A 17426-nucleotide genomic window follows, 5' to 3' on the forward strand; every position below is an offset into this window, starting at 1 on the left:
GGTATTCTACGGTGTTCCGGCGGTTATTGTCCCACTATCATAAGTGGATGTGCCCGCATTGAAGAAATAGTTGCTCCCGCCGTTGCTGTCCCATGTACCGCTGCCATTATTGAAGCAAACCTCTGCTCTTGCAGCGCTGCCGATCGACAGCGTAATCTTGCTGTAGCCCGCAACCTCAGAGTTCGCCATCGCTACTCCAGGTACCGCTGTCCAAGTGCCGCCTTCTGGACGCCAATGGATATAAGGCGTAGTGAAGCCGCGCTTGTAATAGATCGTCACCGTATTGTTGACGGGTACGCCTGCAGTAATCACTCCGGCATTGAATGTCGAAGTGCCTACCGAGAAGAAGTAGTTGCTTCCGCCGTTGTTGTCCCATGTGCCGCTGCCGTTGTTGAATACCGCTTCGAGGCTAGTAGCCGCGCCGATATATACAGAATACTTGTTATACCCGGCAACCTCCGAGGCTGGCATCGCCACGCCCGGCGCAGTCGTCCACGTTCCTCCGGCAGGACGGTAGTGAATGTATGGTGTTGTGAAGCCTTTTTTGTAATAGACCGTTACTGTGTACCCGCTGCTGGTAGAGACAGAGAGGCTGCTAGGCAAAGATTTATTATTCGCCGCGTCAACCGCTTTGACCGTATAGTTGTAGGTTTGGCTCGGAGTCAGCCCCAAGTCCGCATAGCTGTTCGTTGTTGTCGTTCCGATCAATACCGAATCGCGCCATAGCTCATAATGATCTACAGCGACATTATCGGTTGAAACATTCCATACCAGATTGATGCTCGATGCCGTTTGGCTAGGTGATGTGAAGCCCGTCGGCTGGCTTGGCGCTGTTGTATCAAAGAACGGAACAGGCAGATTGTCGATAAGATTTTTCAGATTGGGCATGTAGCCAATTTTATCTGTTGAAGGACTGCTTGACGGCGTATTAAGAACGGGATCCCGTAACAGTTCCCGAAGCTGGAGGGGCGAATAGGCGACACCAAACTCCGCCTTGGCGATACCCTGCAGCGAGATAGCAGCCGATGCAACAATTGGAGTGGCTGAGGATGTGCCGTTAAAGCCGCTCTGATAACCGGTCGTTGCATACATATTGGCCGCCGCTAGCGTATGAACGCCCGTTCCCCAGCCGTATGCATCTATGCGGCTGCCATAGTTGGAGAAATACATCCGCGTGTGAGGTGCTGTATCGGAACCAGCGCCTATCATAATTGCGCCTGAGTCTCTGAAATCAGGGCTGGTGCGGTTCAGTACATATTTGCCGTTCGTATCCTGCAAGGTATCCAAATCCAGACCACCATTGCCCGCTGCTTCAATTACGGTTACACCAAGGTTAGTGGCATAACGTATTGCGCTGTATTCCGCCGAGTAGAGATCAATCGGCACATAACCGCTTGCATTGGTGTATTGAACTTCTATAAGTATGACATCGCCAGCCTGAAGAGCATCTGCGGCGACAATAATCGCTTCCGGAATATTCGCTCCACCGGTTCTCCACCATGAGGATGCTACTGGCTGTGCCTTGCTCGCAAGCCCAACATTGCCGATTGTGTTGTCTACAGAAGAGATGACACCCATTACAGCGGTTCCATGATCCGCTGCTGTCGTATCGTTGGTACCACCTGGAAGCAATGTGATACTGTGTGCTGCCAGATCCTCATGATTCAGCGCCCAGCCCTGCTCAACGTCCGCATAGGAAATGCCTTTTCCGTCACCGCCCTCGTATTGCCATGCATAAGGGGCATTGATGCCTTGAGCAGCAGCATTCGCATAGCCTTGATAGATATAGTTCGGATCATTGCTTGGCAGAACCGGTGTCGTGTTGGATGCCAGCGATGGCGTTGCCGGAACCGGCTTGGGATAAGCCTCCTCCACCAGCTCCGAATCGTTCAGGTTCTTCAACAACTGCTCAACATCCGCACCTTTGGGAACGGGGATCGTATAGTAATCCTGGAACACGGCTTTTGCCTTGTCCTCTTTCACTTTCGATTGTTTGTCAAAAATTTTGAACAACCGATTGAGCTTCAAATCCGGAAACTCGGAAAGGATGCCGCTCAGCGCACTGTCCTTCTTCACTGCAAGCTCGCGCTGGGCTCCGTCTTCATAGGAAAGACCCGCTCCCGGCTTGAATTTGACAATGATTTCATCGGCATTCAGACGGCTGGCTGCCTTGTCCGCATTGGCATCCTTGACTTCATTGGCAGTGACGGGCACATTGCCGAATAAGACGACTGATGAGAAGACAACAGTGAACATAATGAGACTTAACAATCCTCTTTTAATCATTATTTCTCTCCTTTGCTCTAGCAAATTGTTAAATCTCCCTTGCCTTCCACGCTGAAAGACAAGGGAGATTACATAAAATAAATGAAATCTATTCGACTCGTTAAGGCGTTCCTGCAGTTATCGTTCCGCTGTCAAAGGTGGATGTGCCTGCATTAAAGAAGTAGTTGCTCCCTCCGTTGCTGTCCCATGTGCCGCTGCCATTGTTGAAGCAAACCTCTGCCCTCGCAGCGCTGCCAATCGTCAGCGTAACCTTGCTGTAGCCTGCAACCTCAGAGTTCGCCATCGCTTGCCCTGGTGCCGTTGTCCAGGTACCGCCCTCTGGACGCCAGTGGATATAAGGCGTAGTAAAGCCGCGCTTGTAGTAGATCGTCACCGTATTGTTGACCGGTACGCCTGCAGTAATCACTCCGGCATTGAATGTCGAAGTGCCTACCGAGAAGAAATAGTTGCTTCCGCCGTTGTTGTCCCATGTGCCGCTGCCGTTGTTGAATACCGCTTCCAGGCTCGTAGCCGCACCGATATTCACCGTATATTTGTTATACCCGGCAACCTCTGAGGCTGGCATGGCTACGCCCGGCGCAGTCGTCCAAGTGCCTCCGGCAGGACGGTAGTGGATATAAGGTGTTGCGAACCCTTTTTTATAATAGACCGTTACTGTGTTTCCGCTGCTGGTAGAGACAGAGAGATTGCTAGGCAAAGATTTATTATTCATCGGGTCAACCGCTTTGACCGTATAATTGTAAGTTTGACTTGGAGTCAGCCCCAAATCCGCATAGAAGTTGCTTGATAGTGTTGCGATCAATACCGAATCACGCCATAGCTCATAATGATCTACAGCGACATTGTCGGTTGCAATGTCCCATGCAAGATAGATGCTCGATGCCGTTTGGGTTGTCGATGTAAAGTTTGTCGGTTGGCTTGGCGCTGTTGTATCGATGATCGGCGTTGGCAGATTATCGATAATATTTTCCAAGTTCGGCATATAGCCGATTTGATCCGTCGAAGGGCTGTCTGTCGGTGTATTATAAGTCGTGTTTCTTAACAACTCTCTGAGCTGGTAAGGCTGATAGGCGTTTCCGAATTCCGCCTTGGCAATCCCTTGCAGAGAAATAGCTGCTCCCGTTACGATCGGTGATGCAGAGGATGTACCGCTGAAGCCCGATTGATAGCCTGTCGTTGAAGTAGTATCTGAAGCTGCAAGAGTATGCACATCCGTTCCCCAGCCAAAGGCATCAACACGGTTGCCGTAGTTGGAGAAAGACAGCCTCGTATGAGGATAGGTATCGGACCCGGCACCTACCATAATTGCACCGGAATCCCGGAAGTGGGGACTATTCCGGTTCAGTACATTTTTGCCGCTGTAGGACTGATAGGCGTCCAGATTGACCGAGCCGTTGCCTCCTGCTTCCACTACGGTAATGCCTTGGCTGACGGCATAGCGAATCGCATCGTATTCCGCATCCCAAGTCTCGACAGGAAGCCAGCCGGCGGCATTGCCCGACACTTGAACCTCCAGCAGAATGACATCTCCAGGATCAAGATCATCAGCTGCAAGAATGATGGCTTCCGCTATTTTCGTACTCGCCCCACGCTCATAAGAAGCTACATGCGGCTGGGCTTTGTTCGCGAGACCGATGTTCCCAATCGTATTATCTACAGCGGAAATTACGCCCAGAACAGCCGTGCCGTGATTCGCAGAGGTGGATGCGTTAGTCCCTCCCGCCAGAAAAGGAACACTATGCGCAACCAAATCCTCATGATTCAGAGCCCAGCCGCGCTCGATATCATAGTAGGAAATCCCCTTGCCATCGCCGCCCTCGTACTGCCATGCATAGGGAGCATTGATGCCTTGAGCAGCCGCATTAGCATAGCCTTGATAGATGAAATTCGGATCATTGCTTGACTGAACCGGCGTTGTGTTGGTAGCGAGCGTTGGCTCAGCAGCTTCCAGCTTAGGATAAGCCTCCTCCACAAGCTCGGAACGATTCAGGCTATTCAGCAGCTTCTCGGCATCTGCGCCTTTGGGCACCGGAATCGTGAAATAATTATGGAACACGGCCTTCGCCTTGTTCTGCTTCACTTTGGATTGTTTGTCGAAGATCGTAAACAATCGGTTAACCTTCAAATCTGGAAACTCTGAGAACGTGCTGCTCAGCTCACGATCCTTCTTGGACGCAAGCTCGCGCTGAGCGCCATCCTCATAGGACAGATTGACGCCTTCTTTGAATTTGACCACGATTTCTTCCACATTCGACAAGTTGAAGTACTTGTCCGCCTTGGCTTCTTTGTCCTCGCTTGCGGTGGCGGGCCCATTGCCGAAGACGACAACGGATGTGAATACAACAGTGAACATAATAAGGCTTAACAATCCTCTTTTAATCATCATTTCGCTCCTCTACTCTAGCAATTTTGTGTACAGCCATTTCACGGATATAAATCCCCCTTGCCTTTCAGCTGACAGACAAGGGGGTATGAGATGAATCTATGCGATCTCTTTAAGGCGTGCCAGTCGTTATCGTACCGCTATCAAAGGTGGAGGTGCCGAGATTGAAGAAGTAGTTGCTTCCTCCATTGCTGTCCCATGTGCCGCTGCCGTTGTTGAAGCATACCTCAGCTCGGGACGCGCTTTCGACAGCAAGCGTAATCTTGCTATAGCCCGCTATCTCGGAGTTCGGCATGACTTGCCCAGGCGCAGTTGTCCAGGTGCCGCCTTCCGGACGCCAGTGGATATATGGCGTGCTGAAGCCGTGCTTGTAGTAGATCGTCACCGTGTTCGTTACAGGCGTGCCTGAAGTAATCGTCCCGTTCTTAAACGTTGAGGTGCCGGTGCCGAACATATAGTTGCTGCCGCCATTGTTGTCCCATGTGCCGCTGCCATTGTTGAATACGGCCTCCAGGCTCGTTGCCGCGCCGATGTTGACTGTATACTTGGCATATCCGGCCAGTTCGGACTCCGGCATTGCTGCGCCAGGCGCAGTCGTCCACGTTCCTCCAGCTGGACGGTAGTGGATATACGGAGTCGAGAAGCCTTTCTTGTAGTAGATCGTGACCGTGTTGCCGGAATCGGTAGAAATATAAAGGCTGCTAGGCAAAGATTTATTATTCGCCGCATCCACAGCCTTCACCGTATAGGTGTAAGCAGTGCTTGGGGTTAATCCCGTATCTGTAAAGCTCGTAGAAGCCGTAGTTGCGATCAATACCGTATTCCGTAAAATTTCATAATGATCAACACCCACATTATCCGTTGAAGCATCCCAGTCAAGACTGATGCTCGTTGACGTTTTGCTTGGGGATGTCAAGTTCGCCGGTTGGCTTGGCGCCGTAGTATCGATGATCGGCGCAGGCAGATTGTCGATAATATTTTTCAAGTTCGGCAGGTAGCCGATTTGATCCGTCGCAGGGTTGCTTGACGGCGTATTATAAGTCGTATTCCTTAATAAGTCCCTGAGCTGGTAAGGCGGGTAAGTGACTCCGTATTCCGCCTTGGCAATCCCTTGCAAGGAAATAGCCGCCGCCGTTACAATCGGCGATGCAGAGGATGTACCGTTGAAGCTTGATTGATAGCCTGTCGTGGAAGTCGTGTCCACGGCTGCAAGTGTATGCACACCGGTTCCCCAGCCAAAAGCATCGATGCGATTGCCGTAGTTGGAGAAATACATCCGCGTGTGCGGAACGGTATCAGATCCCGCGCCTACCATAATTGCTCCGGAATCCTGATAATCAGGACTTGTCCGGTTCAGAACATATTTGCCGCTGTAGGACTGATAGGTGTCCAGATTGACCGTACCGTTGCCCGCTGCTTCCACAACGGTAATGCCTTGGCTGACGGCATATCGAATCGCATCGTATTCCGCTTCCCAAGTCTCGACAGGGAGCCATCCGGCGGCATTGCCCGACACTTGAACCTCCAGCAGAATAACATCTCCAGGATCAAGATCATCAGCTGCAAGAATGATCGTTTCGGCAATATTCGTGAATCCGCCACGTACATAAGAGGCTGCATGCGGCTGGGCTTTGCTCGCAAGCCCAATGTTTCCAATCGTATTATCTACGGAAGAGATCACGCCCAGAACAGCCGTTCCATGATTCGCAGAGGTCGATTGGTTCGTTCCGCCCGCCAGAAAAGGAACACTGTGCGCAACCAAATCCTCATGATTCAGTGCCCAGCCGCGCTCAATATCATAGTAGGAAATTCCCTTGCCATCTCCACCTTCATACTGCCAGGCATAGGGAGCATTGATGCCTTGAGCAGCGGCATTGGCATAGCCCTGGAAGCTGTAGTTCGGGTCATTGCTCGGCTGCACCGGCGTTGTGTTGGAAGCAAGCGTTGGCTCGACAGCTTCCAGCTTCGGATAAGCCTCGTCCACAAGCTCGGAACGATTCAGGCTCTCCAGCAGCTTCTGGGCATCCGCGCCTTTAGGCACCGGAATCGTGAAATAATTTTGGAACACGGCCTTTGCCTTGTCCTGTTTTGCTTTCGATTGTTTGTCGAAGATCGTAAACAATCGGTTAACCTTCAAATCTGGAAACTCTGAGAACGTGCCGCTCAGCTCACGATCCTTCTTGGACGCAAGCTCGCGCTCTACCCCATCCTCATAGGACAGATTGACGCCGTCTTTGAATTTGACTACGATTTCTTCCACATTCGACAGATTGAAGTACTTGTCTACCTTGGCTTCTTTGTCCTCGCTTGCGGTGGCTGGCGCATTGCCGAAAGCCACGACGGACGTGAATACGACGGTGAACATAAGCAGACTCAACAATCCTTTTCTAATCATCATTTCTCTCCTCTACTCTATTATTTTTTATAAGGCATACTAGCAATGCCTATTTTTACTATAATTACAGGCCAGATGGCAGTCAAACCCCATGTCATCGAACAAATGGGCCATTTTCTATCTTTTTCTACGATTATCGTTATTTTCGTTCAATTATTAAATAAGTTTTTATTTACCTATTAATGTTAATATGGCTGAATACTGTTTCAATAATTGAAATTTTCTTAAAAATAAATGGGTAATACGCCCTATAAAACTATCTATTCATCCCGAAAAAAGAAATAAAAACACCTCCAAAGTCACTTACAAAGTAAAATTGGAGGTGTATAGCATTAATCTTTCATTCCCGGAAGCTATCAGGGTGAGCCTGAAGTTATACTTCCATTATTGAAGGTGAAGGTGCCCTTGTTAATGAAATAATTGCGCCCGCTATTATTGTCCCAGGCTCCGCTGCCATTGTTGAAGCATACCTCCGCCCGGCTCGCAGCTCCAATCGTCAATGTAACCTTGCTGTATCCGGCAACCTCGGAGCTTGGCATGGCTTGTCCGGGCACGGGGGTCCAGACCCCTCCCTCAGGCCGCCAGTGAATATATGGAGTGCTGTAGCCGCGTTTATAGTAAATCGTAACCGTGTTCGCTGTCGGCATACCGGATGTTATCGTTCCGGCATTAAAGGTGAACGTGCCTGCGGAGAAGTAGTAGTTGCTGCCGTGATTGTTATCCCATGTGCCGTTCCCATTGTTGAACGCCGCTTCCAGGCCGACCGCAGTGCCAACATTAATCGTTAATTTATTGTAGCCGGGAATCTCGGATGCCGGCATTGCGGCGCCAGGAGCGGTCGTCCAGGCTCCTCCTGATGGACGGTAATGGATATACGGAGTGGAATAGCCCTGCTTGTAATAAATCGTGACGTTATTGGCAACAGGCGCTCCCGAAGTGATGTATCCGTTATCGATGGTCGAGATTCCAAGCGGGAAAATATAGTTATTGCCGTAGTTGTTGTCCCAGTTGTTATTGCCATCATTGAACACGGCCTCCAAACTGGTTGCCGTTCCGACAGCAATTGTTAGTTTGCTGTAGCCCGGCACCTCTGAAGGTGATAATGAGGTTCCTGGCGCTGTAGTCCAGGTCCCCCCAACCGGACGATAATGAATATAAGGCGTAGAATAACCATGCTTGTAATAGACTGTAACCGTATTGGGATTGTCCGTCGCTACAGACAGGCTGGCGCTTGCTGCTGACAAATTGCCCGCTGCATCCACCGCTTTCACTGTATAGCTGTATGCGGTGCCGGGTGTTAATCCGGTATCGGTGAAGCTTGTAGCTGTGGAAGTGCCGATCTTGAGATTGTCGCGCCACACCTCATACCTTACTACGCCGATATTGTCGGTTGCCGCACTCCACGCCAGCGAGATAATACTGGTAGTCTTGCCGCTCACAGTCAGATTGGAGGGCATACTCGGTGCCACACTATCGACAACGGGCGGAGACATTTGATCAATGATGCCCTTGAGGTTGGGCAAATTGCCGATTTGATCCACAGCTGGATTGCCCGTTGGTGTATTGAACGCCGGATTTCTTAGCAGATTGCGAACGATATCCGGTGCGTATGGAGCGCCGAATTGGGCCTTGGCGATGCCCTGGATGGAAATGACAGATGACGTCACAATTGCTGAAGCGGATGAAGTGCCCGAGAAATCGCTTTGATAGCCTGTCGTTGCGCTTGGACTGGCCGCAGCCAGAGTATGGACGGAGAATCCCCAGCTGTTCACGTCGATCCGGTTGCCATAGTTGGAGAAATAAAGCCGGGTATGAGGCACGGACGACGACGAAGCGCCTACCATTATTGCTCCTGAATCCCGGAAGTCAGCACTACTCTGATTCAGTATATATTTGCCGTCAATGGTCTGGAAGTTGTTGAGATTAACAGAGCCGTTGCCCCCCGCTTCCACGACGGTAATCCCTTGATCAACCGCATAGCGGATCGCATCAAATTCTGCGGGATAAACCTCGATAGGCACATAACCGTTAGCCGTACTGTAGCTGGTCTGTGCTTCCAGCAGGATCACATCACCCCGCTGCAGCGCATCAACCGCGACGAGAATTGCTTCTGCAATATTGTAGCCTCCGGCTGCACGGATGGTTGAGGATACCATCGGCTTCGCCTTGTTCGCAAGTCCGATATTGCCAATTGCATTGTCAACCGCCGATACAACACCGAGTACGGCTGTTCCGTGATCAGCAGAGCTTGGAAAGATCGTGCTTCCGGGGAGCATCTGTATTTGGTGAGCGGCCAAATCCTCGTGGTTAAAAGCCCAGCCCCGCTCAATATCAACCCATTGAATCCCCTTGCCATCCCCTCCCTCGAACTGCCAGGCGTAAGGCGCATCATGACCTAACGGCCCCGCATTCGCATACAATTGCGAAGAGAAATTGGAATCATCGCCGGGTTGAACCGGGGTTGAATTCGGAATGATTACTCCGGGGTCCTCTACCGGCTTGGGCTTGAGATAAGCCTCTTCGACCACTCCAGATTGGTTCAGCCTCTCTAGCAGATTGCCCGGATCGGCCCCTTCCGGAACAGGAACAGTGAAGTAGCGCTGGAAGACGGAGGCTGAGCTTTCAATAGGCAAGGCTTGCAGATCATAGTTGCGGAATAGCCGGTTAAACGTCAAGCTTGGATAATGTGATAATGTTTCCCTTAATCCGTCGTCCTCCCCTACCTCGGGTTCTACCCCGTCTTGATAGGGCAGATTGGCGTCTGGCTTGAACTTGACGACAATTTCGTCCGGGAATGCAAGACTGGATGGTTCTTCCCCGTTCGCCAGAACGGGCACAGTGTCGAGAGCGGCAATAGACAGGAATACTGCTGAAGTCATGATGAGGTGAGCCATTGTTCTCTTTACCATCATTCTCTCCTCCACTCAAGTACAGTATGGTTGCAGCTAATCCGTGCATCCCCCTTCTCTCTGTCTTCCTATGAGAGATGCAAAGACTACCATAATTAACTATAATTATAGACTTCAATTTCAGTCAAACAGCATGTAACCGCACACATCGGCTTCTCTCTGGGCTTTGCTGGCGCAATCTTACTTTTCCTGTCAAAATATAAAAAAACGCCTCGGCCCTTCCATATTGGAAAGGCCGGGGCGTTGATGATTCTTGCTCAATTCCTCACTCTGTCAAGGTGTCCCTGATGTAATGGTTCCACTATCGTAAGTGGATGTACCGGTGTTGAACATATAGTTGCTTCCGCCGTTGCTGTCCCATGTGCCGCTGCCGTTGTTGAAGCACACCTCTGCACGGGCTGCGCTGCCGATTGACAGCGTGATCTTGCTGTATCCGGCCACTTCGGAGTTCGCCATCGCTACTCCAGGTACAGCCGTCCATGTGCCGCCCTCTGGACGCCAGTGGATGTATGGCGTACTGAAGCCGCGTTTGTAATAAATTGTAACCGTGTTGTTGACCGGTACGCCCGAAGTAATCGTTCCGGCATTGAATGTGGAAGTGCCGACAGGGAAGATATAGTTGCTTCCGCCGTTGTTATCCCATGTGCCGCTGCCGTTGTTGAATACCGCTTCCAGGCCCGTAGCCGATCCGACATTCACTGTGTATTTGTTATATCCGGGAACCTCAGAGGCCGGCATCGCCACTCCCGGCGCGGTCGTCCACGTGCCGCCTGCAGGACGGTAGTGGATGTATGGCGTCGAGTAGCCTTGTTTATAGTAGACCGTTACTGTATTGCCGGAATTGGTAGAGATAGAAAGACTGGCTGGCAAAGATTTATTATTGGCCGCATCAACTGCTTTTACCGTATAGGTGTATGCAGTACCCGGGGTTAAGCCCGTATCCGTAAAGCTCGTGGAAGCGTCCCATGCGAGACTGATCGTTGTCGACGTTTTGCTTGGCGAAATGAAGTTCGCCGGTTGGCTTGGCGCTACTGTATCAACGAATGGTACGGGCAGATTGTCGATGATATTCTTCAAATTCGGCATATAGCCGACCTTGTCAGTAGCAGGATTGCTCGACGGCGTATTAAGTGTCGAATTGCTTAATAGAGCACGAAGCTGGGTCGTTGAATAGGCAGTGCCGAATTCAGCTTTGGCAATCCCTTGGATCGATATCGCATTTGCCGTAATGATCGATGAAGCGGAGGAAGTACCGCTGAATCCGCTCTGATAGCCCGTTGTTGAACTGCTGCTCGCTGCATCCAGTGTATGAACGGACATCCCCCAGCTGTTGACGTCAATCCGGCTGCCATAGTTGGAGAAATACATTCTCGTGTGAGGCGCTGTGTTGGATACCGCTCCGACCATGATAGCACCGGATTCTTTGTAGTCGGGACTCGTCCGGTTCAGCACGAATTTGCCATCCGTCGTCTGGAATGTATCCAGATTGACAGAACCATTGCCTGCCGCCTCGATTACCGTAATCCCGCGGTCAACGGCATAACGGATCGCATCGAATGTATCCGGATATACTTCAACCGGAACATAGCCGCTTGCCGTGCTATAGCTTGTTTGCGCTTCCAGCAGGATGACATCGCCTGCTTGCAGCGCATCGGCTGCGGAGATGATTGCTCCTGACGTGCTGTATCCGCCTGCAGACCGGTGCTGGGAGGATACCATTGGCGTTGCTTTGCTCGTAATACCCAGATTACCGATCGTATTGTCAACAGCAGACACTACGCCAAGCACACCCGTTCCGTGGCTGTGATAAGCTGCATTCAAGCTGCCTGGGAGCATCACTATGCCATGTGCGGTCAAATCTTCATGATTCAAAGCCCAGCCCTGCTCGACATCGACCCAGCTAATTCCTTTGCCGTCGCCGCCTTCATACTGCCATGCATATGGGGCATCATGGCCTTGAGGCGCTGCGTTCGCATAGCCCTGCAAGGAGAAATTAGGATCATTGCCGGATTGAACCGGCGTCGTATTAGGCAGCAATACAATCGTAGGCGGCTCTACCGGCTGAGGCTTGAGATAAGCCTCTTCTACGTAATGGGAAGCGCTTAAACTTTGTATCAGCTCTTCCGCATCGCCATTCTCTGGAACAGGAGCTGTATAATAGAGATCCAGGACGGTAATTGAGCTCTCGATTCCTCTTGCATTCCCTCCAGCATCTCCGGCAAGATTGAATAGCCGGTTAAACTTCAATTCCGGGAACGCTTCCAGCGCAATCCCCGGCTCAGTGTTTCCTTGCGGTGACACTTGGGGATCTGCTTCATTCTGAAGCGGGATATCGATGCCCGATTTGAATTTGACGACAATTTCATCGGGATATTTAATAGGGACTTCATTAGACTCCCCTTTGGCTTGAACAGGCGCAGCTTCAAACGACGCGATGCTGGATAGGAGCAATAATGCCACGACAACGAGACTAACCAATCTGCTTTTAACCATCATTTCTCTCCTCTTCATGAATGAGTAATTTACTGTACCGCAAAAAACATTTCTCCAAATCTATCAATATGCAGTTGTCCAACTGCTGCAATCACTCCCTCCCAAGGATGACTCTAGTCATTTTTTTCCTTTTTATGTGATATAGTATTGCATGTTATTTAATAGCAAAAAAGCCTCTATGGAACTATCTTTCCATAAAGACTTATGTCTGTAATACTATATATTTTTTATGGAAGATCTGTTATAGCTCCCTTGGATGCAGAGGAGACGAGCCGTGCATATTTGGACAGCACCCCAGATCGGAATTTGAGCGGAGGCTGGCGCCAATTCTCAGCTCTTTCCGCCATTTGGGCAGCAGAGACCTCCATATTAATCTCTTGTGTCTCGCTGTCTATGGTAATTATATCGCCATCTTGCAATAGCGCAATCGGCCCGCCGACCTGTGCTTCCGGCGCAACATGTCCCACAACGAATCCGTGTGAGCCTCCCGAGAATCTTCCATCCGTAAGGAGGGCAACATCTCCGCCGAGACCTTTCCCCACGATCATTGCTGTGACAGACAGCATTTCCGGCATGCCAGGCCCGCCTTTGGGACCTGTATAGCGGATGACGAGGACATCACCCTTGCGAATCTCATCCCTCATAATCGCTTGTGTAGCTTCATTCTCGCTGTTGAATACACGGGCCGGGCCGGTAAACCGCAAGTTTTGCAATCCGGACATCTTTGCCACTGCTCCCTCAGGAGCGAGATTGCCCTTCAGCAGAACGAGAGGACCGCTTGGCTTCAGCGGATTATCGAATGATCTTACGACATCCTGATGATCGGACAACGGCTCCACAAGGGCAAGATTCTCAGCGATCGTCCGGCCTGTCACCGTCAAGCAGTCCCCGTGCAGCAAGCCCTGATCCAGGAGCAATTTCATGACGGCAGGGACGCCTCCCTCATCATTGAGATCCTGCATCATATAGCGTCCGCTCGGCTTCAAATCGGCAAGATGCGGCACCTTTTTGCGAATGCGCTCGAAATCATCGATGGTTAGATTGACCTCCACGGCGTGTGCGATAGCCAATAAATGGAGGAATGCATTGGTGGAACCGCCTAGCGCCATGATGACGGTAATCGCATTCTCGAATGCCTTCTTAGTCATAATGTCTCTTGGATAGATCCCTTTCTCCAGCAGTCCGACCACCACCCTGCCGGCCTCCTCGCACTCTGCCGCCTTGTTGGCGGCAATTGCCGCTGTTGAGGAAGAGCCAGGCAAGCTCATGCCCATCGCTTCAGCAGCCGAAGCCATCGTATTCGCGGTATACATTCCTCCGCATGCACCTGCTCCGGGGCATACATGACACTCAATTTCATGCAATTCATCGTCGGTCAGCTTGCCGTCATGGTATTGGCCAACAGCTTCAAATGCCGTCACAATATTGACATCCTGACCGTTCAGCTTGCCGGGCTGAATGGTGCCGCCATACACATAGACCGCAGGCAAATTCATTCGGCCGATGGCCATCAGACAAGCAGGCGTATTCTTGTCACAGCCGCCGATTGCTACCAATCCGTCGAACCGTTCGGCATTTGTGACGATTTCGATGGAATCCGCAATGATCTCTCGGCTTGGCAGCGAGAAGAGCATGCCCTCATGTCCCATAGATATGCCGTCCGAGACGGTGATCGTATTGAAAATTAGCGGGGCCCCTCCACCGGCCTGCACACCTCTCTTGGCTTCCCTTGCCAGCTCATCAATATGAATATTGCAGGGGGTTACTTCACTCCATGTGCTGGCAACCCCAATCATCGGCTTCTTGAAATCCTCATCCTTGAAGCCTACCGCCCTAAGCATGGCCCTGTTCGGCACCCGATTGACACCCTCGCTGATCACCTTGCTGCGAATTCTCAAATCTTTTTCGTCTGTCATTTCCATTACTCCCCTCTGGCATTGATGATTGCGTGCAGCTCGCGCATCGGTCGGAGCAGATTTTGCTTCATTACGGATGCGGCAGCTTCATCATATCCCTGCTCCAATGCTTTAATGATCGCAGCATGCTCTTCAACTGATGCTGCGGTTGCTGAGACGGGCTGAGCCAAGAATACATACTTGAATCTTCTTATATGGATTTGCAGCGATGCGCTGAAGGCAGCCACATAAGAGTTGCCAGACACTTCAACGATGAGATTGTGGAGCTGTTCATCTATCTCCATCGCAAGGTAGGGCTGTCCATTCTCAATCGCTGCGGCAAACTCGGCATTGAGCCCTCTTAGCTGCTCGACCTCCTCCGGACGAATAAGCGAAGCAGCAGTCTCGGCAGCTAATGCGTGAAGCGCTGCAAGTGTCGTATACATTTTGAGGATGTCATCTTTTTCAATGGTTTGCACCCTTGTATCTCTTCCCGGATGCATTTCCACCAGCCCTTGTACCTCAAGCAGCTGCAAAGCCTCCCTGACGGGTGTTCTGGAGACTCCAAGCGCCTCCGCCAGCTCAGCATCAACCAGCTTCTCGCCAGGCTGCAATGTTCCGTCAATAATCCACCTCTGGATTTGTGACAATGCTCGTTCTTTGGCAGACACTCTCGCCGGTGTCGAATAACTTGTTGGGATTGGCATTCCAATCACTCCTTTGTATGCAATATATCGCATACATATATTTTAATCAAGTAAAAATGTTTCTAAACGCTGCTTTCGAAAAAAAAGGCGATCCAGCGAATTACTCGCGGACGCCTTTCTCGTTATATGGCTCATTCCGAATCACTTCCAGCAATGAAATGGCATCTACAAGGTGATTATCAAAGATGCGCTTTGCAACTGCCAGCAGTTCTTTAATGAGCGGGTCCCGCAAGGAGTAAATGACCGATGTTCCTTCTTTCAGCCCATAGACTATATTTTTATTGCGCAATATGGACAATTGCTGCGATACGGCGGAGCCTTCCGAACCCAGTATTTGTTGCAGTTCATTTACATTTTTATCGCCCTCCCCGAGAACTTCAAGGATTCGTATTCTCATCGGATGAGCTAATGCTTTAAAGAAATCGGCTTTAAATTGTTGAATGCCCGCATTATGATTCATGGCGTATGCTCCCTTGGGTAAACTACTGAATATATGAATATAATAGCATACTTAAATATTAGCATTGTGCAAAAGATACCCGCTTGAGTCGGTTTGTCATTCTATTATAACTTCAGTATAATAATTTATATATATTCAAATATCTGAATATTTGATTCTTATTATTAAACAAGGAGTGAGTGCGAATGTCAAGCATCATGGAAAGCAATCCATCCAACCCCAATTCGCAAGGCTCCAACGCAACCTCCTCAGAGCTGCACCAAATCAGCAGACTATCCGTCATTGATCTCGGCATTCGTGCTCTGCAGGATGCAGGCTCCGAGCATATATGTAAAGTCTGTATTGCCAATGGCGGCTCCTGCTGCAATGGCTGCCGGCATCTTGTGAGAGGTCTCGGATGCCAGCTTCGCAACACAAGCTGTACGGCATGGTTATGCGGGTTTCTTAAATACCTGTTGTATGAAACCGGCCATCTGCAGGAATGGAATTATTTCTGGGAACAAGTGCCTGGACAGGATTATCGCGAGGATTTCACACCAGAGGTTGTCTTCGTGGACAATAGACTGTCTATCCCGAGCATCAGGGAGCTTAGTGAAGCGCTTGCCGCCGATCTCGAAGAGCTCGCTCGTGCGCATATAGCAATCGGGTTCATCATCACACTAAGAGAGAAGATTGATAAAAACATCGATCGTCTGGACACATGCAGGCACGATGTCAAGAAGCAAGCTAGAATAAAACGAAACATCAAAATTTTATCAAGTCCTTTTCAACGCTTTCACAAGGCACTCAGGGAGTACCAGCTGCATGGTTCACCCTCCTTGTGAACAGCCGCAACCCACTCCGCCATTACATTTGCATAACAAAGGGGTTGTCCAGAAAGCCCTTTTTGGAAAGCTCAGCTCCTGCTTTAAGAAGTTGATTGATGTGGAATGCCTGCAAACATGGGACCGCCCATGTACTCCTCGCTAGAGGACGACAAGCGAGTTGTGGGCTAGACAAAACATGCGAAACGGCAGTTTTTTTCGCATTTCTGACCCCCTGAAGGTGAAATGCCTGCCAGCGTGCAGGTATTTCACCCTCGTTTCCCCTTATCGACCGATTTCCCCAAAAATTCATGCATGATCGCAGGAATTTCAACATTATGGCGTCTTGTAACCGAAATTCATGCACATTCGCAGGCTTCTTCGTCACTCTTGCCTTCAAAACACTTAGAGAAGGGGCTGCCAGAAAGTATGTTTGATGATTTCAGAGTAGATTTATCAAGAATCTCCCCGCCGTCTGCAAAAATTTTCAACTAAATATCGTTAATTGCTTGCCATCATAATGGGCGCGGCCAATACCCAGTAACTGTTGCTCAATCGGTTCTTCGTCCAAATCATATACATAGACAATCTGCTGATTGGAATTTCCTAACCATTTGTATGTGAGAAGGAAATGTTTATCGAAAGCAAGTATCTTCTCGCCTGAAGATAAAATCACCAAAAATTGATTTGTACTCAAATCCAATACAGCGTATTTTTCATAATCAAGTGATTCAAGTGTTTCGATCGAATAAAGTTTCCCATCTATATAAACAGGATTGCTCAGGATCGATTCATGCTCAAATAGTATTTTTTCACCCGAATGAATGTCATATTCTACGCGTTTTGTTCTGTTTTGTTCAAAGTCTGATGACGTACAATAGTTTGTGTACCAAGATTTGGCCCCTTAACAGGGAACAAAAAAGTAGAGTATCCTCGGGGTTACCACGCACCAAGAAGGGACTCTACTCCATGACTATAATAGCAGAAAACCAGCTCACAAACCTATTTGAAAATCTTGTCACTCAGTTTGTAAAAGAAAACCTGGAATCCATTATGAAGGCGGAGATCAAACACTTCATGGAGGATGAAACGAAC

9 protein-coding genes and 1 pseudogene are annotated in these 17426 nt (G+C 49.9%); 2 read left to right on the top strand and 8 right to left on the bottom strand.

Translation table 11 applies throughout. The annotated features are described in order from the left end of the window. Positions 1-6 precede the first annotated feature (6 nt). The 8 genes from K0T92_RS11685 to K0T92_RS11720 all read right to left on the bottom strand — a co-directional run bounded on the left by K0T92_RS11685 (position 7) and on the right by K0T92_RS11720 (position 15528). Entirely contained in the window at positions 7-2286 is a 2280-nt protein-coding gene (locus tag K0T92_RS11685; RefSeq protein WP_219872640.1) for a carbohydrate binding domain-containing protein, read from the bottom strand. Positions 2287-2386: 100 nt separating this feature from the next. After that, complete coding sequence (locus K0T92_RS11690) at positions 2387-4672, bottom strand: carbohydrate binding domain-containing protein (protein ID WP_219872641.1); 2286 nt, start codon at positions 4670-4672, stop codon at positions 2387-2389. 109 nt (positions 4673-4781) lie between these two features. Then, positions 4782-7067 (bottom strand): carbohydrate binding domain-containing protein, encoded by a 2286-nt coding sequence (locus K0T92_RS11695; protein WP_219872642.1) that lies wholly within the window; start codon positions 7065-7067, stop codon positions 4782-4784. A 353-nt stretch (positions 7068-7420) separates the two neighbouring features. Beyond that, positions 7421-9976 (bottom strand): carbohydrate binding domain-containing protein, encoded by a 2556-nt coding sequence (locus K0T92_RS11700; protein ID WP_219872643.1) that lies wholly within the window; start codon positions 9974-9976, stop codon positions 7421-7423. A gap of 270 nt (positions 9977-10246) precedes the next feature. Continuing rightward, complete coding sequence (locus K0T92_RS11705; RefSeq protein WP_219872644.1) at positions 10247-12469, bottom strand: carbohydrate binding domain-containing protein; 2223 nt, start codon at positions 12467-12469, stop codon at positions 10247-10249. A 224-nt stretch (positions 12470-12693) separates the two neighbouring features. Next, the gene (ilvD, locus tag K0T92_RS11710; RefSeq protein ID WP_219872645.1) at positions 12694-14382 is read right to left on the bottom strand and encodes a dihydroxy-acid dehydratase; all 1689 of its coding nucleotides are present in this window, start codon (positions 14380-14382) and stop codon (positions 12694-12696) included. A gap of 5 nt (positions 14383-14387) precedes the next feature. Then, entirely contained in the window at positions 14388-15068 is a 681-nt protein-coding gene (locus tag K0T92_RS11715; RefSeq protein ID WP_219872646.1) for a GntR family transcriptional regulator, read from the bottom strand. A gap of 100 nt (positions 15069-15168) precedes the next feature. Next, positions 15169-15528 (bottom strand): ArsR/SmtB family transcription factor, encoded by a 360-nt coding sequence (locus K0T92_RS11720; RefSeq protein WP_219872647.1) that lies wholly within the window; start codon positions 15526-15528, stop codon positions 15169-15171. A gap of 185 nt (positions 15529-15713) precedes the next feature. On the opposite strand from K0T92_RS11720, the gene K0T92_RS11725 reads away from it, so the two are divergent. Together K0T92_RS11725 and K0T92_RS25650 are read left to right on the top strand one after the other, a co-directional pair. Further along, entirely contained in the window at positions 15714-16352 is a 639-nt protein-coding gene (locus tag K0T92_RS11725) for a hypothetical protein (protein ID WP_219872648.1), read from the top strand. 948 nt (positions 16353-17300) lie between these two features. After that, positions 17301-17426: pseudogene (locus K0T92_RS25650) on the top strand (IS256 family transposase); the annotation flags it as partial.

It is taken from the genome of Paenibacillus oenotherae, from assembly GCF_019443105.1.
Classification (GTDB): Bacteria; Bacillota; Bacilli; order Paenibacillales; family Paenibacillaceae; genus Paenibacillus_Z; species Paenibacillus_Z oenotherae.